Source organism: Dyadobacter soli, assembly GCF_900101885.1.
Classification (GTDB): domain Bacteria; phylum Bacteroidota; class Bacteroidia; order Cytophagales; family Spirosomataceae; genus Dyadobacter; species Dyadobacter soli.
Map to the genome: position 1 here is coordinate 314,021 of NZ_FNAN01000011.1, position 22,172 is coordinate 336,192.

Annotated in this window: 25 protein-coding genes; 17 read left to right on the top strand and 8 right to left on the bottom strand. The window is 45.6% G+C overall.

The genetic code is table 11. The annotated features are described in order from the left end of the window. Positions 1–3 precede the first annotated feature (3 nt). Positions 4–396, top strand: a complete 393-nt coding sequence (locus BLQ88_RS19950; RefSeq protein WP_090153718.1) for a barstar family protein — start codon at positions 4–6, stop codon at positions 394–396. Positions 397–800: 404 nt separating this feature from the next. Here the strand turns inward: BLQ88_RS19950 and BLQ88_RS19955 are convergent, their stop codons facing one another. The 3 genes from BLQ88_RS19955 to BLQ88_RS19965 are packed head-to-tail and all read right to left on the bottom strand — an operon-like array spanning position 801 to position 2,016. Beyond that, positions 801–1,169 carry a TonB-dependent receptor gene (locus BLQ88_RS19955; RefSeq protein WP_143016885.1) on the bottom strand — a complete coding sequence of 123 codons (369 nt, stop codon included), beginning with the start codon at positions 1,167–1,169 and terminating at the stop codon, positions 801–803. Then, positions 1,166–1,609 carry a VOC family protein gene (locus tag BLQ88_RS19960; RefSeq protein ID WP_090153722.1) on the bottom strand — a complete coding sequence of 148 codons (444 nt, stop codon included), beginning with the start codon at positions 1,607–1,609 and terminating at the stop codon, positions 1,166–1,168. The genes BLQ88_RS19955 and BLQ88_RS19960 overlap by 4 nt, the downstream gene beginning before the upstream one ends. After that, positions 1,606–2,016, bottom strand: a complete 411-nt coding sequence (locus tag BLQ88_RS19965; RefSeq protein WP_090153851.1) for a DoxX family protein — start codon at positions 2,014–2,016, stop codon at positions 1,606–1,608. Before BLQ88_RS19965 ends, BLQ88_RS19960 begins: the two co-directional genes overlap by 4 nt. A 202-nt stretch (positions 2,017–2,218) precedes the next feature. On the opposite strand from BLQ88_RS19965, the gene BLQ88_RS19970 reads away from it, so the two are divergent. From BLQ88_RS19970 to BLQ88_RS19975, 3 genes are all read left to right on the top strand, one after another. Continuing rightward, positions 2,219–2,785: a cupin domain-containing protein gene (locus tag BLQ88_RS19970; protein WP_090153724.1), complete on the top strand. Its 567-nt coding sequence runs from the start codon at positions 2,219–2,221 to the stop codon at positions 2,783–2,785. A 69-nt stretch (positions 2,786–2,854) separates the two neighbouring features. Further along, complete coding sequence (locus tag BLQ88_RS37240; RefSeq protein WP_229212766.1) at positions 2,855–3,034, top strand: flavodoxin family protein; 180 nt, start codon at positions 2,855–2,857, stop codon at positions 3,032–3,034. 6 nt (positions 3,035–3,040) lie between these two features. Beyond that, positions 3,041–3,439: a flavodoxin family protein gene (locus BLQ88_RS19975; protein WP_229212767.1), complete on the top strand. Its 399-nt coding sequence runs from the start codon at positions 3,041–3,043 to the stop codon at positions 3,437–3,439. A 28-nt stretch (positions 3,440–3,467) separates the two neighbouring features. Here the strand turns inward: BLQ88_RS19975 and BLQ88_RS19980 are convergent, their stop codons facing one another. Both BLQ88_RS19980 and BLQ88_RS19985 read right to left on the bottom strand, forming a co-directional pair. Continuing rightward, on the bottom strand, positions 3,468–3,860 hold the full coding sequence (locus BLQ88_RS19980; protein WP_090153725.1) for a response regulator: 393 nt from the start codon (positions 3,858–3,860) through the stop codon (positions 3,468–3,470). Positions 3,861–3,923: 63 nt separating this feature from the next. Continuing rightward, positions 3,924–4,349 (bottom strand): response regulator, encoded by a 426-nt coding sequence (locus tag BLQ88_RS19985; RefSeq protein WP_090153853.1) that lies wholly within the window; start codon positions 4,347–4,349, stop codon positions 3,924–3,926. A 141-nt stretch (positions 4,350–4,490) separates the two neighbouring features. Between BLQ88_RS19985 and BLQ88_RS19990 the strand changes: the two genes are divergently transcribed. From BLQ88_RS19990 to BLQ88_RS37560, 5 genes are all read left to right on the top strand, one after another. Continuing rightward, positions 4,491–5,429, top strand: coding sequence for an NAD(P)-dependent alcohol dehydrogenase (locus BLQ88_RS19990; protein ID WP_090153727.1), 939 nt, complete (start codon positions 4,491–4,493; stop codon positions 5,427–5,429). A gap of 306 nt (positions 5,430–5,735) precedes the next feature. Then, positions 5,736–6,044 (top strand): hypothetical protein, encoded by a 309-nt coding sequence (locus tag BLQ88_RS19995; protein ID WP_218132931.1) that lies wholly within the window; start codon positions 5,736–5,738, stop codon positions 6,042–6,044. A gap of 37 nt (positions 6,045–6,081) precedes the next feature. Then, the gene (locus BLQ88_RS20000; RefSeq protein WP_176885037.1) at positions 6,082–6,513 is read left to right on the top strand and encodes a YybH family protein; all 432 of its coding nucleotides are present in this window, start codon (positions 6,082–6,084) and stop codon (positions 6,511–6,513) included. Between the two features lie 40 nt (positions 6,514–6,553). Further along, a complete protein-coding gene (locus BLQ88_RS20005) occupies positions 6,554–7,129 on the top strand; it encodes a dihydrofolate reductase family protein (protein WP_090153731.1) in 576 nt (191 codons plus the stop codon). Between the two features lie 35 nt (positions 7,130–7,164). Further along, on the top strand, positions 7,165–7,353 hold the full coding sequence (locus tag BLQ88_RS37560) for a DUF6876 family protein (protein ID WP_374754764.1): 189 nt from the start codon (positions 7,165–7,167) through the stop codon (positions 7,351–7,353). A 75-nt stretch (positions 7,354–7,428) separates the two neighbouring features. On the opposite strand, the gene BLQ88_RS20010 is transcribed toward BLQ88_RS37560, so the two are convergent. Next, positions 7,429–7,902: a low affinity iron permease family protein gene (locus BLQ88_RS20010; RefSeq protein WP_090153733.1), complete on the bottom strand. Its 474-nt coding sequence runs from the start codon at positions 7,900–7,902 to the stop codon at positions 7,429–7,431. 95 nt (positions 7,903–7,997) lie between these two features. Between BLQ88_RS20010 and xth the strand changes: the two genes are divergently transcribed. Continuing rightward, positions 7,998–8,774: an exodeoxyribonuclease III gene (gene xth, locus BLQ88_RS20015; protein ID WP_090153735.1), complete on the top strand. Its 777-nt coding sequence runs from the start codon at positions 7,998–8,000 to the stop codon at positions 8,772–8,774. Between the two features lie 72 nt (positions 8,775–8,846). Beyond that, positions 8,847–8,978, top strand: a complete 132-nt coding sequence (locus BLQ88_RS37390) for a hypothetical protein (RefSeq protein ID WP_262485708.1) — start codon at positions 8,847–8,849, stop codon at positions 8,976–8,978. Between the two features lie 618 nt (positions 8,979–9,596). Here the strand turns inward: BLQ88_RS37390 and BLQ88_RS20025 are convergent. After that, complete coding sequence (locus BLQ88_RS20025) at positions 9,597–10,589, bottom strand: nucleoside hydrolase (RefSeq protein ID WP_090153738.1); 993 nt, start codon at positions 10,587–10,589, stop codon at positions 9,597–9,599. Between the two features lie 583 nt (positions 10,590–11,172). Here BLQ88_RS20025 and BLQ88_RS20030 point away from each other — a divergent pair. Then, positions 11,173–11,823 carry a hypothetical protein gene (locus BLQ88_RS20030; protein ID WP_143016887.1) on the top strand — a complete coding sequence of 217 codons (651 nt, stop codon included), beginning with the start codon at positions 11,173–11,175 and terminating at the stop codon, positions 11,821–11,823. A 591-nt stretch (positions 11,824–12,414) separates the two neighbouring features. On the opposite strand, the gene BLQ88_RS20035 is transcribed toward BLQ88_RS20030, so the two are convergent. Next, positions 12,415–13,734 (bottom strand): site-specific integrase, encoded by a 1,320-nt coding sequence (locus BLQ88_RS20035; protein WP_090153741.1) that lies wholly within the window; start codon positions 13,732–13,734, stop codon positions 12,415–12,417. An 801-nt stretch (positions 13,735–14,535) separates the two neighbouring features. Here BLQ88_RS20035 and BLQ88_RS20040 point away from each other — a divergent pair. The 5 genes from BLQ88_RS20040 to BLQ88_RS20060 all read left to right on the top strand — a co-directional run bounded on the left by BLQ88_RS20040 (position 14,536) and on the right by BLQ88_RS20060 (position 22,074). Then, a complete protein-coding gene (locus BLQ88_RS20040; RefSeq protein ID WP_090153743.1) occupies positions 14,536–14,976 on the top strand; it encodes a hypothetical protein in 441 nt (146 codons plus the stop codon). Positions 14,977–15,321: 345 nt separating this feature from the next. Then, on the top strand, positions 15,322–16,422 hold the full coding sequence (locus tag BLQ88_RS20045) for an extracellular solute-binding protein (RefSeq protein ID WP_090153745.1): 1,101 nt from the start codon (positions 15,322–15,324) through the stop codon (positions 16,420–16,422). Positions 16,423–16,425: 3 nt separating this feature from the next. Further along, the gene (locus BLQ88_RS20050) at positions 16,426–19,419 is read left to right on the top strand and encodes a hypothetical protein (protein ID WP_143016888.1); all 2,994 of its coding nucleotides are present in this window, start codon (positions 16,426–16,428) and stop codon (positions 19,417–19,419) included. Further along, complete coding sequence (locus tag BLQ88_RS20055; RefSeq protein WP_090153749.1) at positions 19,419–20,981, top strand: ATP-binding cassette domain-containing protein; 1,563 nt, start codon at positions 19,419–19,421, stop codon at positions 20,979–20,981. Before BLQ88_RS20050 ends, BLQ88_RS20055 begins: the two co-directional genes overlap by 1 nt. Continuing rightward, complete coding sequence (locus BLQ88_RS20060) at positions 20,965–22,074, top strand: aminotransferase class I/II-fold pyridoxal phosphate-dependent enzyme (protein ID WP_090153751.1); 1,110 nt, start codon at positions 20,965–20,967, stop codon at positions 22,072–22,074. Before BLQ88_RS20055 ends, BLQ88_RS20060 begins: the two co-directional genes overlap by 17 nt. The last annotated feature ends 98 nt before the right edge of the window (positions 22,075–22,172 follow it).

The window sequence follows — 22,172 nt, forward strand, 5'->3', positions numbered from 1 at the left end:
GGAATGAAGAAACAGATAGTTATCAGCGGCAGCAGGATCGAGGACATCCCTTCATTCTATCAGGAGATAAACCGGGTATTTATGCAATCCGAAGATTGGAAAATTTCCGACAGCCTCGACGCCTTTAGTGACATGCTTTACGGAGGATATGGTGAAATCCAGGGAGGTGAGCATGCTGATCTAATCTGGAGGGACTTTGAAAAAAGCAAGAAAGCGCTCGGATACAATGTGACCAGGGACTACTATGCTCAGAAATTGCAGCCGGACTCCCCATTCAGTAGGGAGACGTTCGAAGAGAAGCTAGCTGCCCTTGAGCAAGGAACTGGTCAGACCTACTTTGATATAATCCTTAGCATCATTGGCGAGCACCCTAACATTAATCTGGTGGCTGAGTAGGGTTCTGCATCAGATGTATGTACATGTTCGTTCACTGACTTTCCATTGCAGATCATCGAAACTTACATGAGTAATTCCTCGTATTGCTTTCAAGCGAATACTAGTTATCGAAAGGCTACTCCTATTTGAGAAGCAGCCTTTCGGTTTGACCTATAATTAGCGCAAATACTTTTGCATTACGATCGCTGTGCAGCATCAGCGAACAAGGAGCGCAGAGCATTGCTGTTGAATGGCTCAGAGGCCGGTATTATCCGACTGTGCCAGTTTAGATGGCCCTTTCCAGAGATTTAGCCAACCGCGCCACCTGATCCAGAGGTAGAGTAGCGTTTTTCCTTTAATTTAATTAAGAATGGATTCTCTACTCGATTTTCCCATAAAATGTGGGTAGCTGGATTTTTCTAAATTTATTTATGCACCCTGTAGCTTAGCTTGACATTAACAGTCGTTGGCGCTCCGGGAAATTTACCGCCCCAAAAATCATATCGATGCGTAAAATATTTTGCATTCAACAGATTATTGATTGTCGCGCCAATGCCCCAGCTTTTCCATCTGTAATTCATTGACATATTAAGTATGTTGTATGAAGGAATGGCTCCATTGTTCCCATCTTCGGTTGGAGCCTCAGTATTGAGCGCATCATTGTACTGCTTGCTTGTAAAAGAATCATAGATGTTAACAGTTACGATTCCATTTCTGAGCTGGCTTTCATTCATTTGATTAACAGGTAGCGTCAGCGAAAGCTTATAACCTTGATGCCGGAATCGCGGGGTCACAGTTGATCAATCGGTTTATGGCCCAGCGCGTTGCCGTCAGCATCCATAGGGATAAAATCATTGCAGGCCACCTCCAACACGTTCGATTCCACATCCTGAAAATAAAAGTACAGGCCTCCAAAAGGCGGAGCAGTCGGTGCCGTGAGAATTTTTACTCCCTTGCTTTTTAAATCGTCATAAATATCCCGGACCTGCTGCTCGGTTGCTACATTGTAGGAAATCGTAGTACCCCTGAAACCGCTGCCTTCCGGGCTGATCCCGATTAATTCAGCAATAAACTTGCGGCCGGTGATACTAAGCAGAAACCCATTCATCTGATAGAAGGCAATATCGTCATTGGCAGCCACCGGTTTCCATCCCAGCGCCCCTTCGTAGAAATTCCGCATCCGGGGCAAATCGTCAGCCGCTAATGTCAGCACTGTTATTCGCTGATCTATCATGGGAGCTTATTGGTTGGTTTTACTGGTGATGTGCTTTCCAATGCCCATGCGACTAGTGCGGGCTGAAACAGCAACCTGATCAGGCGCTTTTTGTCTGTGTCCAGGCCGAATGCATTGCGCCGCTTGGTGTATTGGGCGGTGTTGCCGGGAAAGACAGCCGTAAAGAAAAGGCCTGCAATTCGGCCAACCGCCCGGCGGTATTTTTGCGGCGCGATCACCAGCGCAGTACCCAGCGCGATTTCGGCGATGCCCGAATAAACGACCGTATCGTCTTTGCTGAGCGGTACATAATCAGGTACCTGCGCACGAAACTCTCTTCTAGCAAAAGTCAGGTGACTAACGCCGGCATAGATCAGGCCAGCCCCGAGCAGCACTCTGGCAGCTGTTTTCGAATTGTTTTTGTTCATTTTTTTTCGCTTTGCCCTAGGATCGAAAAAACCGTTCCTCCTGGTAATGTCCAGGCGGGTATCTGTATCTTTTACCAATTCGTACGCTAAATAAAATCATCGTTAAAATTCTGATTGATTGGTTGTTAAGCTCGTTTAAATCGATATTTTAGATGCATCCAATCCTAAAAGGCCCCAACGGGCAAAGCTTTCACTGACCGTCATGAAAAGAAAAACATTCCTGGCTAGCGTCTGGGCAATGGCTATGCTGCCCGCGCTCGCGTGGAGCAAAGTCAGAACATTTACCGCACCTATCAGCAACGCATTCAAGGCCAAGGCCGGTGAAGGCCGCAAACATGGGCATATCAGGCTCAAAGGCGTTAATGCCAATGTGCTCGATGTTAAAATTTCCGGAAGCGACACGAGTGGCGGACTGGCGGTCTTCGAGCAAACCTCACTAAGTCAGGGTAGGGGAACACCGCTTCATGTGCACCCTGCGCAAGATGAAGTCTTCTACGTTTTAGAGGGCGCATATGAATTCCTGGTCGGAGAGGACCGGTTTAGCCTGGCCGCAGGAGAAACCATTTTTCTTCCGCGCGCAGTGCCACATTCATGGACGCAGGCATCGGCGACAGGTAAAATGCTGGTCATCTTGCAGCCTGCCGGTAAGCTGGAAGATTTCTTTGTGAGCATGGCAGGGTTAGACCACGAGCCTAGCCAGGCGGAAGTGGCCACGATATTTGAGGCCAATGAAATGAAAGTGGTGGGCCCGCCGCTGAAACTGAATTGAAAATACAAAATAGGTGGGATTGTCTTGGTACATGTTTGCCACTAGGGGGCATACCAAAACAACCGACCTTTGAAAACCACCATCCTGCTGGGTACACTTAAAAAAGAAGGCATCTCTAACACACAGACCCTGTCCGAGTTCTTTGCCTCTGTAATCGGCAAGCACGGCTCAGAAACCGAAATTATCAAACTGGTGGATTTGAATATCCTGCCGGGCACCTACACTGATATGGGACCAGGCGACGATTGACCAGCGGTGCTTGACAAGCTCGTCGCCTCGGAGGTAATCATATTTGCGACCCCGATCTGGTGGGGAAACCATTGCTCGCAAATTCAGCAAATTATCGAGCGGCTGGACCACATCCATGACGATATCCTGGCAGGCAAGGGCTCTGTGCTCGACGGGAAAACAGACGGGATTTTGATCACCGGAGATTCGGATGGGACACAGCATATTACCGGAAGCATCACCAACTTCTTTGGTGCGATCGGCATTAAGACCCCGCCGTACACTTCGCTATCGGTCATCTCCGACAAGCATCAAAAGCAAGAGCGTCCTTCCAAACAGGAGCTGATGGACGAGTATGAAAAGCAGTACTCAGACACGGCTGAAAAGATGGCAAAGCAGCTAATCGGTTCAGCAAGAGCTGGCTGAGAAAGGACACCTCCTTGGTAACGAGTATTTAGCTGGTTTCAATAAGGTTTGCTATACGCTGGCTGAGCAGTTCAATAGAAGATGTTTTCTCTAAGAATTCGTCTGCGCCGACATTCAGGAGCTTTTCACGCCAGTCGCCTGGCAGCGAAGAAGAAAATATGACCAACAGCGGTTCATCGAACTGTTTAAGCCTTTGAAGCTCTTGCAAACAGCTGTCCCCATCAATCCTAGGTAACCGAAAATCCATAAAAACGTAACCGGGAGCAACGGCCGTGCTCTGGGAGAAGTGTTCAATAGCTGATTCGCAATCGTAGAAAAAAAGTGTGTTTAAAGATTGGTGCAGGTCATCGACGGCCATTTTAAAGATTTCGTGTTCGTCACTGTCATCGTCAATCATGACCAAAAGTTGTTTGTTTCCCATATTGCATGCAATGTCCAGTAAATAGCATTTGGGGCGTCGGAAACAAAAAATACGTGCCAGAAGCTACTTATGATGATTGGGGTGAAGGCACCGCTTCCAGTAGGCAATCATCAAGGCCAGATCACTTCTTGCGGAGTCAAAGTCAGAACACTTCTTGAAATATCCCTGGATTGTGGCCGCGTAGGCCTTCTTGATCAAAGCCAGATCGTCCGAAGTAGTCAGAAAGATGAAAGGGATTGATTTTTGTTTCAAATAAGGATCTTGATCGATCCGGTCCCGTAGTTCAAGGCCAGTCATGACCGGCATATTAACGTCGCAAAGAATCAGCAGCGGGCTCTCGCTCGTTGTTTGCAGATAGTCCATTGCCGCCCCGCCGTGTTCGAAATAGCGGACCGGATTTGTGACTTTAAGGTCGTCGAGCAATTCATAGATCATGTGGCGATCATCATCGTCATCGTCGATGATCACAATCGGGCCATTGAGTGCCATACTTGCTTGCTTTGGTTTAGGGCAACAGAAGATTTCCGAAAAAACGGATACCATTGCACGCTTATTCCCATTCCCTTTCAAATATGGGGCCATCGCGGCACACTTTTGCTATCAGGACCGGTTTCATTTATCTAAAATTATATGAAAGCTGCAATTATTACCGGGTATGGTGGGCCTGAGAATTTCAAAATAAGAGAACTTGACGCGCCAGAACTGGAAGACGGCCAGGTTTTGGTCCAAAATAAGGCATCGTCGGTCAATCCGGTCGACACGCTGGTACGGCAGGGAAAGACCCGGCTTATTACCGGGCTATTTGGAGAACACGTACTTGGCGCTGATTTTGCCGGTATTATGGTCAAATCCAACAACGCCTCATTCAAAGCCGGCATGGAAGTCTTCGGAATGCTTAGCGCCGTCAAAGGCGGGGCGTATGCGGAAATGCTTGTGGCCGAAGCGGAAAACCTGGCACCAAAACCTTCCAATATTTCATTCGTTGAGGCCGCATCCTTACCGCTTGTCGGGCTGACCGCCTGGCAAGGGCTGATGGTGGAAGGAAAACTGCAACCGGGCCAGAACGTACTGATCACTGGATGCACCGGTGGGGTCGGTTCGGTAGCCGTACAGATCTCCAAACATTTTGGCTGTACGCTTACCGGCACATGCAGCCAGGAGCACGCGGATTTTGCCCGGCAAATCGGCGTAGATCATGTGATCGATTATGATAGCGAAAAAATCCGTTCTGACGGTCAATTTGACCTGATTTTTGATGCCAGCGGCCACTTCACCATTTCAGACCTTAAAGACAGCCTGACGCAGGAAGGTCTTTTTGTGAGCACAAAGGCAGGCGCGGACAGCGTGGGAGGGGCGATAGAGGCGGCTGTTGACCTGGCGTTTCAAAAAAGGATGAAGCTGGTGGTGGTTAAGCCCGACAGCGCCCAGCTCCACCAGCTGGCGCAGCTGATCGAATCCGGGAAGTTAAAACCTTGTGTTTCCCATACGTTCAAAATGGAAGACCTTGCGCTGGCCCACCAGCTGGTAGAGCAAGGAAGCTTTACAGGAAAAGTGGGCATTGAAATTTAGCAACAGTGGCTACCGAGTGCCGCCGGCAAATCAACTGGCATGATTTTACACCAGTCTTCCAAAAACAAACCAATACTTCATCTCAAACAACCAGACCATGAATACCAAGCCAGATTCCAATTCCGAACAGATCTATATCACCACGAACCCGTTTGTTTCTAAGCAGGAAACTACCACTGAACGCAAAGAAGGAAAGCGACGCAGAATTTCAAAACCGGTTTATTCGGTACGTTTTGGCTGAGCCGCCAACTGTCAAGTGATGCTTGACGGTTGAAAATCGGCTCACAGCAGGACACAAATCAGAATTTGCCAGAAGACGCTGATCAACAGAAACAGATCGATATGCAGCAGCTCGATGATGATTTGAAAGAAAAGAGTGCCGAATGGCTTGCCGCGGAAGTCCAAAAGTTGCGCGGCGCGATCAGGGAGCACCGCGACGCTTCCGGACATGATCTGTGCTGGCACCATCCCAAACTTTGGGAACTGTTGCCGGAACAAGTACCGATCGATGTCGCTGTGCCGCCCTGGCCCCAGTTTATGCGCGGTTGCGTCAAATACCGGCAGTCGCTCGACGAGCAGCTGCCGGGCGCAAAAATCGAAAATAAAGAAGCCTGAACCCAGGCTGAAAAATTCTATCAAACATGCTATTACAATGCAGCAGGAAATAATCGCTATCAAAGACAGGATGATTGACGCGATCATAAGCAAGGATGTCGATGCATCGATCCAGGTTTTCGCGCGCGAGTCGGTGATGTACCTTTTGAACCCGCCGTTGCGCTTCAAGACGAGTGAGAACGCCCCCGGCGCGCCGGGCATCAAGGAGTGGTTTGATACATTTGAAGGACCGATACAGTTGAGCTACCAGGAACTGGAAGTCACCGCAAGTGATCAGGTCGCCTTCTGCCACAGTCTTGACCATTTAAAGGGAATGCGGACTGATGGCACATACACAAATATGTGGTACCGCGAGACGTTGGGTTTCCAAAAGATCGACGGACAATGGAAAGTTGCGCACCAGCACCAGTCCTTTCCGATGTATATGGACGGGAGTGGAAAAGCCGCCAGTGATCTTAAACCCTGGTAAACGTTAAGTAGTCCATCCAATTACAATCGATACTCTGAACATGAGAAAGGTAATCTTGCAAGAATGGGTCAGTCTGGACGGCTTTGCCGCCGACCGAAATGGCACCACAGACTTTTTTAGCAGCCCCAAATACGCAGAGGGCTCGGATGCCGAACTGCTTGAATTTATGGACGGGATCGGTACCATCCTGTTGGGCGCGAACACCTACAAAATGTTTGTGGAATATTGGCCCGATGTGGACCCGGAAACCGAACTGATCGCAAACCGGCTCAACCAGACGCCCAAACTTGTGTTCTCCAAGACTTTGCGCGAGGCTCCCTGGGGAAAATGGGAAGCCTGCCAGGTGATCGATGCAGAGCTCACCAGCACGATCCGGCATCTAAAAAATGAGCAAGGAAAAGACATGGTGCTTTGGGGGAGTTTATCAGTTGCCCAGCAGCTCATGCAGGCCGGATTGATCGATGAATTCCAGATACGGGTTGTGCCGATACTGCTCGGAGCTGGCAGGCCGCTGTTTGCTCAGACCGGTCAACAGCTACCGCTGGATTGTGTTGAAAGCAGAAGCTACCCCTCAGGCATCACATTAATTTCGTACCGGCCGGCGCATATTGGCTGATCGACGAAATCGCATTCCAGCAGTTTCATCCACGGGTGAAAACAGAAGAATTTCAAGTCTGGATACTCAGCGTTGACCTGAAACAATCCACGGGCACCCTTCATTGCGAGGATGGCAATGGCCGTATGCTTTGCTCAAAAAAGATCCCTTTTACCGACTTCCCGCTAGCAGAAATCAAAATTTACGTATTCAGCGATGTAGTCTTACTTCCAAGTGAATATTAAGCCCCGGCGGCTGCGTCAAAGGACGCAGCCAGCAACATATTGAGATAACAGAACTGGAGGCGATGGGGAATGGGCTTAGGATGCGTTATCATCTTTTTTCTGTCCTGATTGGAAGCGTTGCTTTTCCTTCTGAATTAAATCGGCCGCATCGATCGAGTGTGACTTATGTATGTCTTCATCCTTTTCAGACTCGTCTGATAGCTTTTGGTAAAATTTATGAAGCACATTGAGCTCTTCCTCGGTCAAATCCTCTATGTCTACCATCCTGTTACTGGCCCACCGGCTTGCAGCGATCAGCTCGTTGAGTTTCAGCTGGATCGCCTTGGATTCCTTGTTTTGCGACTTTTGGATAATGAATACCATCAGGAAGGTGACGATCGTTGTTCCGGTATTGATGACCAGCTGCCAGGTTTCAGAGTATCCGAATAGCGGGCCAGTCGCCGCCCAGATTAATACGATAGCAAACGCGGCCAGAAATGCGGGTGAGCTCCCCGTCCATGCGGTGACATGATTGGCCATGCGCTCAAATAGGCCGTTAAGCTTTTTCATATGGTGGACAGTATTTGCGCGCATGTAATGATAATTCCGTGCCAGTGCTCAATGGTACGCTTTTAGAAGTGGTTGCCAGAAACGCTCGCCCAAAAATGAAGATTGCCACATTCAACATTAACGGCATCAATGGTCGGCTTTCAGTGCTCAAGCGTTGGCTTGCCGAGCAGCAGCCGGACATCGTTTGCCTGCAAGAGCTGAAAGCGCCTGATAATAAGTTTCCCATGTCCGTACTGTCAGCCCTGGGCTATGACGCCATTTGGCATGGTCAAAAGATGTGGAACGGGGTAGCCATTTTGGCCAAGGGAATCCAGCTGCAAGAGGTCCGTAACACGCTGCCCGGTGATGCCGGTGACGACCACAGCCGTTATATCGAGGCGATCGCTGGCCGGATGCTCATATGCTGCCTTTATCTTCCCAACGGCAACCCTGCGCCAGGCCCAAAATTCGATTATAAACTCGCGTGGTTCAAGCGGCTCAAAAAGCATGCGAAATACCTGCTTTCAGAACAGGTGCCGGTCGTGCTGGCCGGAGACTACAATGTGATCCCGACTGAGCTGGACGTTTACAATCCAGAGCGCTGGCAGAACAATGCTTTGTTTTTTCCCCAGGCGCGCAAAGCATACAAGGAGCTGACCCGTCAGGGATGGACAGACGCGGTCCGTCATCTTCACCCCGATGAAAGAATTTATACTTTCTGGGACTATTTACGTAATGCTTACGGCCGCGACGCGGGTTTACGGCTCGACCACTTGCTTTTGAGCCCACAAATTGCGACGCGGCTCGTTGCCGCTGGTGTTGACCGGCATGTGAGGGGATGGGAGAAGGCCAGCGACCACGCGCCGGTCTGGATCGAGCTAGCCGATGAATAGATGTTCACTTTAAATCTGAAACTTATGCCATGGCAGAACGGAGATCACCCGCAATCATACAAAAACCAGCCAATGAAAATCCGCGAGAAAGCGGTTGAGATTGCTAACGCGTTACTTGAAGACGGGACACAAGAAGGGATCGCCATAGCTACCGGGCTCAAAATGGCCCGCGCGTTTTTTGAACAAAAGAGAGCGAAGGAATAAGACAGAACTTGGAACTGGTCATATTCTCTAATGAAACTTCGAGGCCATATGGTTAAATGTTCTAACCAAAACCAAATTCCTGCTGATTTGTATTCACTTGATAGGTGTGGTATAATATTTTTTGGATATGCGGTATCACTAAATTTGATTATCATGGGTATCAAACCAGGACCGAAAAGAATCGCAGATTCGACAGGTAAACCAGACAAGCGTCAGCGTGACAACAAGGAATCACCAGGCAACACGCCTTCGCTTAAACCTCATAAACATAAAAAGGGAGACTAGGTTTCCTAACTTAGTTTTAATACATAACGAGCATCAGAATGAGGAGGGTAACAAAATTTTCCTCACGGTTCAATTCTCAGTAATCGGCATGTGGAGATGCCATCCAATACCGGCAAATCGCTATCCGGCTAAATCTGATCGGGGCCGAACACGCTGCTGAAAAACTGATAAAGAGAATTGTTATGGCCTGCTCTAAGCCATGTGTTCAAAGAGGCCAGTAATCTTTTTCATAGTATTTGGCGCGCTTTCCACGCTAAATCCGTGCAGGAACACCTTTCCTTGTGCCTGAAAATCGGTGAGTGCATGGAGCTGATAAGCAGCGAGTTAGGATACCTATTTCGCGCCGTTTGCACTGCCCGACATCAGCGAGTCGATCCTTTCTCGGATTTTGTCTGCGGGCGCGTGAAGGCTAAGGTAAGCGTGCAATCCGTTTGAAGGGGATACCCAACGGTTACTACCGTCAGCGGCGACTTGGCAAGTCCCATCATGGTTTGCTTTGAAGTAGGGCTGAACACCCTCGATCGCTTTCAAGATAGCCAACTGGTCCCAGCTGGCACGTCCCTTAAAATCGTTGTAGAGCTGATACGCTTGATAAATGGGACTGTCTGTACTACTGTTTGACTTAAAGGTTTGACCACCCGTAACAACTTGGCTACCTATTTCCCAGCCAGCAAAAGTTACAGGTAATTTCCAATTGGAAAGGCAAAAGATCGTAGAAGCCGGATCTGGCCGGTAGAAATTGGCTTCTTTTCCTTCGGGAAACTGACCGCCCATACATGACCAGTGTTTCACTTTCGTTTTCACCAGTGCGCTTCCACTTAACGGGCTTATCGAATCTGGACCGGAAGTTAACAGCCGGGCGAGACTTGTCAGGTGCCCGATTGTAATGATGACCACGCTGGAATCGGGTTCTCTGGCTAATAGCTTTCGATATACAGCGGTACCGTCTTCTCCGTCCGCGTTCGTGTTGAACCCGCTGGCAAAGCGCTCGGAAATTTGCCTGGTATATTTTGAAAAGCTGCGTAACGAATCTCTTTGGCTCACCCCGATCGGTATGTCATTATGGCCAAACCATCTGTTGATCGCATCTGTGCATGGCGCGCTGTACTGATCATCGCTTGTGACGATGATCCCTAATATCCGGGCCATACGCTGCTTTTCATAAGCATGCAGCATTGCAAGCGCGCCAACATCGTCTACGTCCGAATCCATATCCGTATCCAGAATCACAGCGACAGCGGGAAGCTTGGGTGTCTGGGCATTTACCTGCCTGAAACCCCAGAATACCGAAAGGAAAATAAAGCGTAAAAGGCGTATCCAGCTCATTGTAGCGAATTATTGATGCTTGTAAGCGAGGCGCCAGCAATAGCACCGATTACAAGAAAGCAGTGGTTAACGCCATTCTAACCAAACGGGCGCGCCGACGTCGCTGAAAACTTCCAACGTTGTGAAAGCAAGAAGCAGAAGAGGATAAAGATATGTTCGTCAAGCTGCTAGGCTACCCTGGAATTTTGTCCTACGACAAGACGAATCTATGTCGTAGGACAAGGCCTAAATTTATAATCTGTCGTTTCTTTGTATCCATAATATCAATCAGTAAGAGGCTTAAACTTGAACAACATAGCAATTTGGCTTTCGTTCTGCTTGCTCGCTTTGCAATCCGGACAAATTGCCTGCGACACTGATAATATTGCGTGATAAGGGAATTACTTTGGATGGAAATCACCTAACTCATACGGAACATTTTCTGCGGGTTGCATCGGAGGGAAATCTAATGCGCATTGGCTATGCTTGTCCGTAAATCGCCTAGTCCAAATGAGCACGGACGGATTTTAGACCTTACAGGCTGGTTCGTTTTTTGCAACTTAAAATAAACCTGGCTCATCGACGGGGCCATAAAACAGCTGCTATGAAACATGTCTACTTTTTAGTCTGGGCCTTATTGCTGTTATGTTCGGGATGCAATTTCCTTGGCCTAGACATTTTTGAGACGAAATGTAAAACCTACATTCCCCAGAAATATAAATTTGGCTATCAGGAAGCCGAAATCTGGACCGCCTCACAGCAAATGAGCATCGGCGATACGGTCTTCATCCGCGCGCATATCCCCGAAACGATGATGGATTCGCTGAGCGGCCGACCCATGAGCGTTCATGGACGGCTGGGCCTGTTTTTCAGACTTTCGGCAGCTTCTTCCTTCACAAGCACTTCACCATTTGCGATGGATACGACCATTGTACGAGTATTTCAAACTTATTTTGATACTTTCGTCCGCACCGGGAAACAAACCGCGACTTACAGCTTCGACGCTGTTAATCAAGGCGGATTCTGGAACCTCGACATTGGTTTTGTCGCTAAGAAAAAGGGGGCATACGATATTTATCCGGCGATCGAATTTTTGCAGACCGAAGAAGTGGTCCCCAAAGGCACTTGCATGCTGGGCGATTCCGAGAAATACAACGCAATGATTCGTATCAAATCGAGGAACAACCGGATCAATGAAATTTATCCTATCCTGCCCCAGGGGCTAGATGAAAGCTTTGGATTTATTGTAGAATGAGCATTCTAGCTGGTATACATTGATTCGCACAGAAAACGCTCATGTGAAGTTGTGCGTCTGCTCGTATGTCTTTAACTTCCAAATAGGAATGTCAACAGAAGCTGGCTACTAATGATGTTGAGTGCTTGTGGGTCTTTCCCGGCGCGCAAACCTAGTGGCCAATTCTGAGTTTTTGTAAAGCATTCTCGACGTGCGAATCAGGCAAGTTACCGGCCAGTAGTGAACACTTGTCCGACTGGTTCCAAGAAGAGCAATGGGGGGCGGGCACATAGGCGAATGCAAAGGGTCGTTGTGACTTTCTTGCACAGCGGGATATACGGTGGCGCACGCAAAGCTTGTTAGAGGCGGCAGATTATCCCAAGAAGCTATCGAAAAATCAAAAGTGCCAACAAGGCTTACCAGTTGAGGAATACGGAAAAATAACGAATAGTGGCCTGGCCGAATCCGAGGGGTCCTTCTGTTAAAACGGAGACAACCAAACGGTTATGCTTCGACAACGATTAACACAGTATCGCAGGGCTGACCTGCGATACTGGGATTCCTTAACTTAGCAGTGTTGCAAATAGATAGGAGAATCTTTCGCATTAAGCTCTACTTGATTGCGCGAAGTTTGCCGGCCTTCGTAAATAGTTTGGTCCGAACGTTCAAAACGCTTTCACTGATACGGGCCCGGTTGACCCTTGCGTATCGTTGCGTGGTTCGAATGCTCCGGTGTCCCATCATTCTGCTGACATCTTCGAGGGGAACGCCGTTATTGAGCATAATGTGTGCGAAAGTATGTCTTGCAAGGTGGGTGTTGAATTCTTGTTTTCGTACGGTAACATCGTCAAAGGTCACTCCGCAGACGTCGGCAAGTTCCTTCAAATATACGTTGTAGCGGTAGTTACTGTTTACAGGGATTAGGCGGCCAGTAACCTTGCGTACGGGGTGATTCTTATATTTTTCGATAAGTTCTGCTACGATCGGCAATATGGGTACTGGTTGTGACACTTTGGTCTTTCCACGTTCCTTGATAAGCCACGGTTCTGCTTTGTTACCGACTTTAATGATGTTTTTGGTTGTAAGATCATAAATGTCTTGATAGGCGAAACCGGTGAAGCACTGAAAGATGAATGCATCCCGCACCTCGATCATGCGTTTAACCGTCAAGGGCTTGCGATAAATTGCCTCTACCTGATGCATCTCGAGTGGCTGTACCTCATTCTCAACCGCGGAGCAGTTAAAGCCATCTAACGGATTGGAAGCAATTATCTTCCTGATTACGGCAGGCTTTATAATCTGTCTTACCCGTTTTACATGTTTTTTGGCGGTAACCTCTGCAATGGTGTCTGAGCAATGTATGGTCAAGTAATCGTAAAAATCTTCGGCAAAGCCGGGCTCAATATCTTTCAAGTCGATATCTTTCACCTTGTAGCGATTTTTTAAAAAAGCTGCGACCTTTCGCCTGGCAGTTTTCCATTGTCTAAGTGTGCCGCCGTCGCGCTTATCTTGTTTCACCTGTTCTTCAAATTTTTCGATAAAGCTATTGAAGGCTTCCAGCAAGGAATGTTGTAAAGTTTGTTGTATCTCTTGCGAAAGGGCTTTTTTACTCGACGGTGATTTTCCAGTAAATGCAATCTTGAGCATCTGTGGTGTCACGATTTGATGCTGGGTCTGAAGAAGTAGGAAATGGCGGTCTAAGTCGAATTCGACTTGATGGATCTTCTGATTGATAATTTTGGCCTTGGGGGCAGAATACAAGACCGTTTTGGTTTTAATGTCCCAATGTTCTACCGGCGCTTTTAACCCGGTTGAAATTTCATCACTTAGGCCATCGATCGTTATACGGACATAAACCGGCGCGGTGCCATCAGTTGTGATTTTTGATTTTTTCAGCCAAAACAGGACAAAAAGTTTCTGATTGCTTTTCATTTTTCAACATTTTTAAGTGAACAATACGTTTTAGCCGGGATTGCCGACAAACACATCGATGCTCCTTAAAACCCTCTCTCACAAGTCGTTTCAGAAAATCGTGGTGCCCCAATTTAAACAATTGAGTGGGGTCCCAGATGGGGTCCCAGATACATTGATTTTCTTTGTTTCGAAATGAATAGCCTTTTTTTCTAAAATGCTGAAAATGAATACATTTTAAAACAAAAAGGCGCACCTTGGTGCGCCTTCTGTGATCCCGCTGGGAACATTTTAGATCTTGAAAAAGCCTGTATGTCAAATGTTTGCAATTCCCTTCAAAACAGGTAACCGAAACGGTAACCGATTCTTTTAGCTTGTTTTGATGCATTTTGCGCACCGAATTGTTATTTCGAAGATATGAAAATTCCGCGAGTTGGCATAATTGCTGCACATTTCGTGTCTACCATCAATGGCTCCCATCCAGAGAGACTATCACGATATCTTTTGGAACAATCAATGCGACAATCACCAGAGAATTTTGATGTGGAAAATTGAAATTAATCCAAAGCAAGGTGAACTCTCTTTTTGAATTCTTTGGAAGTGAAACGTTTTGAGCACATAAACCATACTGCGTATACGGATCACCGGAGTATCAATCCGATTTTACACTATCATCGTGGCAAGTGGATGTTTTTGCTGCACGTAGTTGTAATTGGTTGCGTTCTCACGAAAGAATGGGAATTCGACGCCATTCAAATAGAAAGGGTCGCAGCGGACTATTTCAAATGCCAGTAGATAAGTTTTTTTTTAAAATTTTAATCGATGCTGACAATATCTCTCCCTTATTTAGTTATTTTCATTGCCAAACCTCCTTACCTACAGAACATGAAAGAATTGCGAAATTTGCTTCAACAAATACTGCCTGCTCTGTTTGGGTGTCTCGCAACGACCGCAGCATATGGGCTCACCGATGAAATTGGAATAGTATCAGACTCAACCTTGGCGCACCTCATGCTCCGTTTGGAGTTCGAGGCATCAGACCTCGAACCTGAATACAGAGATAAGCTTTTCGGACAGCAATTTCGTCTAATTGATAAACTCACCGTGATAGCTCGGGAGAACATTGAGCCTACACTTTCAAAAGATAGATCTATCGGTAGACTGGAGGCCATTAAAATATTACAGGCGTTTGACCAAGTTCTACTTTCCAAAAATTTCGTGGTTGCCATACCGGTAGAAACCCTTTCGGAGCGACATCAATAAAGGGTATAGAAAGTCACTTAACTTATCAAAACATATGCAGTATCGAAAACAATTCGCTAAAAACATTGATGGAGGGCGAAAATGGGTGTTGCGAGAAAACTAAAAAAATCTGATATTTAAAGCTCATTCTAAACCCTACTAAACCATGCACCACATTCCTTCCTCAGCCGTACCTTGTATCCATCTTGGTTATAAAACCTCTTGCCGCAATATAATTTCAGCACTACTTTGCTGATGGTGTTTAAAGGGCTGAAAGATGACCAACGCAGAAGGTATCTGGACTATCTTCGATTTGATTGAATCTGCCATAAACTCTCGTTTTCTTAAATCTTAAACACAAACATTATGGGTAATCGGCGAAATCTCGTGTTTAGTATACTTCTTGCTGCGCTTTTCTGGGGCTGCCATGATAACGACAGAGATAAAGAACTAAAAATTGTCTCCTGGGGTGGTAAATTTCAAAAGGATTTAATGGAATACTGGTTAATGCCAGCCTCGCGGAGTTCAGGAATTCAAATAAGTGAGGGTACATGGGACGGGGACTACGCGGCCTTGACGTCTAAGATCGAAAAAGACTTAAATTCATGGGATTTGGTCCACGTTGAGGATTATTATATAAATGTAGACAACCAAGAAAAAATATTTTCTCCAATACCAGAAGACGTATTCAAGTCAATTAATCCAAAATTCAAGAACAACTACGCTGTTCCAATCCTGGAGTATGGATATATATTAACTGCCCGACTGGACAATGGCATTGAAGAAGCATCTGGTGATCTCACTTGGAGCTCGTTTTGGGATGTCGCAAAGTATCCCGGAGCCAGAGGAGCGCGAGATTTTCCTCTTGGAAATATCGAAATCGCGTTGAATGCGCAGGGAAGAAATATTGAAAGTTACCTTTACGATCCGCAACTGAGTCGACCAGATTTGGAAAAGCGAGTTGACGAAGCTATTGCCAAATTTGATTCCCTGAAGAAGCACATAATTTGGTACACAACAGGAGATCAAATTCAAAAGGGCTTAGAAAATGGAGAGACGACATTATGTGCTGCGTGGTCCGGACGTGCCGCCTCGGCATACCGAAGCCTGTGTCAGAATATGAATCCAGCTGAATGCAAAAAATTAAGAATATATCCGGGCACAGCTCTCATTAGCGTGGATTGGTGGATTGTTCCCGCGAACAGCACAAAAAAAGAGATAGCTTTTGAGTTTTTGCGGCATGCGTATTCACCAGCTGTTATCGACACAGCAAAAGGATTCGCTACACGCCAGCTATACGCGCTCCCAACTGAAAGGAATTTGGTTGACGATAGAATCGCCTCTCATTTCCTAAGTGCCGGATCGGTGTCTAATCCTCGATCACTGGCGAAACTGAATGAAAAGTTTTGGAGTAAAAATTTCGGTTGGATTAACAAAAAGTGGCAAGACTGGCGCATCAAAGAGTAGGCTATGCAAGAAACAGGAATACTTGATTTTCTAGAAAACAGGATATTGCCAATTGAACAGCGACATTTCGCTTTTTTTTTGCTCGGTGCATTGTTTACAACAGGCGTAGGAATTGGCTTAGCGCTGAAACAAAGGAGCAACGGACTGATTGAGCTTATCCATGCCGTACCGATCTTCTTTGCTCCAATTCTATTTTCTAAAATTTTAGTTGACTCAGCAGCTTGGCTTCTAGGCGGGGCTGTTAGAGCAAGCGCGCTGCTGTTAGTTGCACATGGAATTCTTTTCCATGTTTGGCTGAGCGCGTTTTTACTAAAGCAGTTTGACTTTCCCCAAAAGGTGAAAAATCTAAGGCACCTAGCGGAGGCCGACCTTGGGCTTGGCGGCAAAAGAGCTCCGATTGTTACACTGGGGATTCTAATCCTCCTCAGGCCAATCGCGACAACATTTACAATTGTCTTTATTTTTTTTGAATCGATGGTGGCTGCTCCATCCTTTCTAGACATGGGAAACTGGAGCATTTTATATGCTTTGCACCAATACGAACCATTCGATCCGTTCATTAAGGCAAGGCTGTCTGCGTTAGTACTCGCACTATTTGCAGCTATAATCTTTCTCAACCATGCCACATTGTGGGTGATTGAGTACAGCCTAAGAATGGCCATTAAGAATCGAGTAGCAATACTTGAAAAGCTAGATACAACTTTTAACTTAATCATTATTACCCTCGATAAACTAACATATGTTTCAGCAGTAGCTTTTATGGTTACAACTGTCATTGCTGCTTCTGGCATGCTATACGGGATGGATTTAAGTTTCCAAACAGTGGAAGTCTTAGATATTTTGAAGACATTTATGTCTGACGGGTTGAAAATCGGTATCGTTACTTGCTTACTCGTAGCCATTTATCTTTATTCTCGACTTGAGAAAACAGGTGCAATTGTTACCGAAAGACTACGTCTAATTCTAATGGCTGGAGCGGTAATGCCACCTGTAATCTATGGCGTTTTGGGCCTTTCATTGGCCATCAATAAAACTATTCTGACAATTGCCGGTGTTGTAACCCCAATTATCTATTGTACATGCCTTTTAGGCCTGCTTATTCCAATCGATAAAATTTCTTATCAGGCAGTGCTCTTTTTTAATGTCTCGAAAAGTGGACAGCCATTTAAGAATAAGCTAAGACTCTTAAAGAAAAGTAACTACGTACTACTTATTCCAGCGACTTTGCTAACACTCTACTTCCTATGGGTAGAAGATGGAATCCAGTATTTACTGAGCAATAATGAAAACTATCTCGCGGCAAAAATCCGGGGCTTTTCAAAGTCACAGCTTAGCTCCGGCGTGACTATCGGCCTAATTCTTTCGGCCATCGTAATTCTTATGATCGCCTTTTTATGGTTGATTTTCAATCAGTTTAGGTTCAAGAAATGGCGAGGAATACTACCAAAATGGTTTACGGCATTCGTTGTCATACTGGTACCACTGGTTTCAAACGGTCAACAAATAGTACAAAGAAATGTAGTTCTGAAAAGCCAAAATCAGAACCTCGACATTACCACAAATGAAATCGTGTTACGTGTTTCCGGCCAAGAACTGGTGTCCCTGAATTTCTATACGGAAAGCTGTCTAGTCTACCTTGACGTCGACTCCTCGACAACGCTTTCTATCAAGAGCTTGACGTTTACCGGCTCACGAAATACAGTGACATTCAAGCCATTAAATGAGAAAAAAATGGCAGGCATTTCTATCCAGGAGATAAAGTCTGCTAGTTCTAACATTCCGATTATCAAATTCTCAGACCTATCGTTTATCAATTTTGCTATTGAGGGCTCAAGCCGGATAGCCAATGTTCCTAGCAAGTTTGAATTAATCCTTGACGAGAACTCCTCAGTTGGAAAGCTTACGATTGAGAATGCAAGAATACCGAATATGGAACTCCATCTCTCGGACCGGTCTACTGTGAACCTTACTCATGTCACAACCAACAAGGTCAAAATTGATTTAAATAAGAAGTTTCTTCAACATGAATCGTCAGCAAGTTTCTTTTTTAATGATCTTCAGTTTGAAGGTGACGAGATTAGCACGGAAGCAATTCTACATATAGGAAATTTAAATATCGTTGACGCGAAGATGGAGCTGCGCAGTAAGGCAGAGCGAGTAAAGAACTTTACACTAAAACTATCGGAATGCAGTTTTAACGACGTAGAAACGATAGAAAGCCCCACTGCGGCAACGATCTCAATAGATAGTTTGAACACCACTGTTGACCTTTCGAATATTAAATTGGAAAGCGAATTGACGGTTCGCACTGGATCGCTACATTCAATAAGTTTATCTAACATTGAAAGCACTAAAAATCTGCTTTCAAGCCTGCGCATACATTCCTTAGATTCCGTCAAAAAGAATGTAAAAATAGGCATGTTTGACATTGAGTTACCCAACATTTCAATATGTATTCCGAATGAAAACGTCAGCATCGATCCTTCATTTAAGTTCGTGAACATTCTTGGTGCCCTGGAGATGTCTCGGAATATCGTAGACGGAATGAATAACCTGTCAAAGCCTGCGGTTGAGAGGAATAGCTTCTTTTTGGCCCTTCAAACAAATGGACGAATATGCTCAGATAAAGAAGGAATTGGCAAAGATGCGTTGTACCTAAAGAAGAGAGTAGACATGGATGACGTGTCGCCAATACTAGCCTTCCTTCTCGACTGGCTTACGGGATTCGGTATCCATCCAGAAAAGGCGCTCTATTCATTTTTTCTGTATTTCGCTGCAACTTGGATAGTCTGCACTGTAATCGAAGCCAGATCAGCAAATGCAAGATCTGTGCCAAAGATTGCATCTGCTGCCCTCATGTCTTTTTCCCATATAGCGTTGCCAATAAACCCACCACCGAATTCTATTGCGCGATCGATAATAAGCATTTTTAGGCTTATGCTATTTATTCAAATCACCCTGCTTAGTATCTACCTGGGGCAAATAACTCTTCAATAATGAATCCTGAACAAAGAGAAGCCGCGAAAGAAAAGCGCAAAGAATATTGGACTAACAAGTACGATCAGAAAAATACAAATTGGTCTAAACACCTTCACTTTGCCATCTTCCCCGATAGCAAAGTGACTCCCGAAGGGTTCGATGATGGTCTGATCCTCAACACCGAGCTCGCTGCCGCGGAGATCGTAGGACGGTCATCTATTTATCATTTGGCCAGAGGAGCAAAAATTCTTGATTTTGGGTGCGGAACGGGAGACCTCGTGTTTCGGCTAGCGACGATCTTAAAAGATAGCGAATGCCATGGAATCGATTTGTCTCCTACGGCAATAGAAATTGCCCAAAAAGACGCTGAAGATAACGGTCTACAGAAAAGGGTCACCTTCACTTCGGGAGGGGTAGAAGAGTTAAATAAGCTGAATCCTGAATTTTACGACATCATAATCTGCCGTGACATGTTCTATCTGCTTCAACATGACGAACAGCAATTATTAATTTCGCGGGCAAAGAAAGCGCTTAGACCTACCGGTCTCTTTTTCCTTTGCGATCTGACTGTTTTTGAGGAGCAAGCCGAAAACATTAAACAAGATCTACTGGAGCGCCAATCGGGAGGAATACCTATCACTTGGAACTTTCAAGATGATGAAATCCGATTTTCAATTCAAAAGACGTTTGAGTCTGAGGGCTTTTTCATGGTTTCGAAACCTTCAGTGTTTCAGAATTCTGTATCTGGGAGCTACCAAATTGCCGCCGACAAAATTGGCGAGGAGGAGTCTCCTGAGAAAGACGCCTATATACGCTTAAGTAATCTAGCTAATCAAAAGCAAACGGATAAGAAAAGTAAAACTGGATACGTTACACTTCCTTATGTCAAATTTTTTTTTTCACCGAAGTATAAGAGCAATACGGGTGCCAGTGATAACATCTCGCTAAATCTGAAAAGAGACTTTGAGTACCCAGTGCCTGGCGATCAGCCAAAATTGATACTTCGAGAGGGGAAATACCAGTTGCCAAAGAACGAGTGGATTTTAATCATTGGAAAATCAGGAATCGGGAAGTCAACACTACTAAATCTGCTCTCTGGCATGTTAAGCAGTCGTTTTGTTGAAGTGTGGAATAAGCCGGATACTCAGTTTTATTTGCGTCAATCACCGATACTTATCGATCAAATATCCGTTGAGGACAACATTTCATTATACTCGAAAGATAAGCAGTTGGTTAATAAGGTACTGACAAATTTAGGTCTGGGTCGAGAATTGCGCAATCGACGAACAGGTCAGCGATTAAGTGGAGGAGAGAAGCAGCGTGTGGCGTTAGGCCAAGCGCTGGCCAGCAACCCGGATCTCCTGCTGCTAGACGAGCCCTGCACAGGTCTAGACAAAGTAATAAAGTACCAGTTTTTCTCTCTGATTAAAGGACTCTTTAATGAACAAAAGAAACAACAAGGATCTCTGATTTGTGTGGATCATGACTATCATATCGTCGAAAGCTTCTTTGATTCTATTTATGAAATGAATAACGGCAACTTATATCTAATCAAAGCAAAAAATGAAACAGCATCATAACAGTAAGCGGGTCTACGATTTGGTCATTCCAATCTCGCCAACATGTGTGATTGTTTCTGGCTCTGAAATGATACAAGCCTGCTCAACTTCCTATCTTGCTTTAAATTGGGACGCAAATGTTAGAGAAAGAATTGCCAACGCTTTAAATGTCGGAGGTCAAGACTTGTTTGCTAGCCTGGGGAGTAACTACTTAGGAGGTCTCCATCCTTCCAAAGAAAAGTTGGAACAAGTAATGGCCGAATTGACGCTCTACGAACGCTGCCTAGCACTATCATCCGGCTGGACGGCTAATTACGCCATCGCTGAATATGTAGGAAATAATTTTGAGCACATTATTTCCCACCCTAACAATCACAACTCAATAATCGAAGGATTACGAAAATTCAAGGATAAAGTTAGTATTCTCAAAATCGACGAAGATATATTGGAATCTCTATTCCATCGACCGGGTCGAACTGCTATCATTTATCCTTCAATTGAAGGCATAACCGGTGAACAAAGTATAATACCACCAAAGAATCAACATTCTGATAAAGTGATTCTGATCTCTGACGAATCTCATTCTTTTGGAATGTTCGGAAATCGAGGTTTGGATACCCCGAATGGACAGCGTCCCGATATACGAATTTTAGGCTTTAGCAAAGCTCTTGGTAGTGTGGGGGCAATAATAACAGGACAAACGGAAACCATCGAATGGCTGGAGCAAGCCTCTTCACCGTGGATATTTTCCACTCCGTTACCTCCGTATATATGGGATATCAATACGTTGCTCTTGAGCGCTTCTTTGGATTTTAAGGCCGAACGAGATGCAATCTTTGATTCTGCGAGCTACTTTAGAGAGAGGTTGCGGATAGCGAAGATTCCTTTTACCGGGGATCACCATATAACTGGCCTGAATCTGCAAATAAGGTGCTCTGCGAGAGAGGCTGAAACTTTCCTGTTCTCAAGGCAAGTCTTCTTGAAAATATCAGGATATCCATCGGTAAAATATGGAACTTCTCGCGCGCGTGTTGTATTCAACCAGTATCATTCTCGCAAGGAGATCGATTGCGTTTTTGACTCAGTCTTTGCTCTCTATCAGAAGTACAATTGAGGCTTACGCCCATTGTAAAATGTGGAAATGGAAGGGTTGAACCGCACTTAATTGCGAAGGTGTCTTAGATGCCTATTTAATTTGAGCCACTTGAACAG

Excerpts from the sequence above, each read along its gene's own strand:
- BLQ88_RS19950 (WP_090153718.1), top strand. The coding sequence starts at position 4 with ATGAAGAAACAGATAGTTATCAGCGGCAGCAGGATCGAGGACATCCCT.
- BLQ88_RS19960 (WP_090153722.1), bottom strand. The coding sequence starts at position 1,609 with ATGATAGATCAGCGAATAACAGTGCTGACATTAGCGGCTGACGATTTG.
- BLQ88_RS19965 (WP_090153851.1), bottom strand. The coding sequence starts at position 2,016 with ATGAACAAAAACAATTCGAAAACAGCTGCCAGAGTGCTGCTCGGGGCT.
- BLQ88_RS19970 (WP_090153724.1), top strand. The coding sequence starts at position 2,219 with ATGAAAAGAAAAACATTCCTGGCTAGCGTCTGGGCAATGGCTATGCTG.
- BLQ88_RS19980 (WP_090153725.1), bottom strand. The coding sequence starts at position 3,860 with ATGGGAAACAAACAACTTTTGGTCATGATTGACGATGACAGTGACGAA.
- BLQ88_RS19985 (WP_090153853.1), bottom strand. The coding sequence starts at position 4,349 with ATGGCACTCAATGGCCCGATTGTGATCATCGACGATGACGATGATGAT.
- BLQ88_RS19990 (WP_090153727.1), top strand. The coding sequence starts at position 4,491 with ATGAAAGCTGCAATTATTACCGGGTATGGTGGGCCTGAGAATTTCAAA.
- BLQ88_RS20000 (WP_176885037.1), top strand. The coding sequence starts at position 6,082 with ATGCAGCAGGAAATAATCGCTATCAAAGACAGGATGATTGACGCGATC.
- BLQ88_RS20005 (WP_090153731.1), top strand. The coding sequence starts at position 6,554 with ATGAGAAAGGTAATCTTGCAAGAATGGGTCAGTCTGGACGGCTTTGCC.
- BLQ88_RS20010 (WP_090153733.1), bottom strand. The coding sequence starts at position 7,902 with ATGAAAAAGCTTAACGGCCTATTTGAGCGCATGGCCAATCATGTCACC.
- xth (WP_090153735.1), top strand. The coding sequence starts at position 7,998 with ATGAAGATTGCCACATTCAACATTAACGGCATCAATGGTCGGCTTTCA.
- BLQ88_RS37390 (WP_262485708.1), top strand. The coding sequence starts at position 8,847 with ATGAAAATCCGCGAGAAAGCGGTTGAGATTGCTAACGCGTTACTTGAA.
- BLQ88_RS20025 (WP_090153738.1), bottom strand. The coding sequence starts at position 10,589 with ATGAGCTGGATACGCCTTTTACGCTTTATTTTCCTTTCGGTATTCTGG.
- BLQ88_RS20030 (WP_143016887.1), top strand. The coding sequence starts at position 11,173 with ATGAAACATGTCTACTTTTTAGTCTGGGCCTTATTGCTGTTATGTTCG.
- BLQ88_RS20035 (WP_090153741.1), bottom strand. The coding sequence starts at position 13,734 with ATGAAAAGCAATCAGAAACTTTTTGTCCTGTTTTGGCTGAAAAAATCA.
- BLQ88_RS20040 (WP_090153743.1), top strand. The coding sequence starts at position 14,536 with ATGCTGACAATATCTCTCCCTTATTTAGTTATTTTCATTGCCAAACCT.
- BLQ88_RS20045 (WP_090153745.1), top strand. The coding sequence starts at position 15,322 with ATGGGTAATCGGCGAAATCTCGTGTTTAGTATACTTCTTGCTGCGCTT.
- BLQ88_RS20050 (WP_143016888.1), top strand. The coding sequence starts at position 16,426 with ATGCAAGAAACAGGAATACTTGATTTTCTAGAAAACAGGATATTGCCA.
- BLQ88_RS20055 (WP_090153749.1), top strand. The coding sequence starts at position 19,419 with ATGAATCCTGAACAAAGAGAAGCCGCGAAAGAAAAGCGCAAAGAATAT.
- BLQ88_RS20060 (WP_090153751.1), top strand. The coding sequence starts at position 20,965 with ATGAAACAGCATCATAACAGTAAGCGGGTCTACGATTTGGTCATTCCA.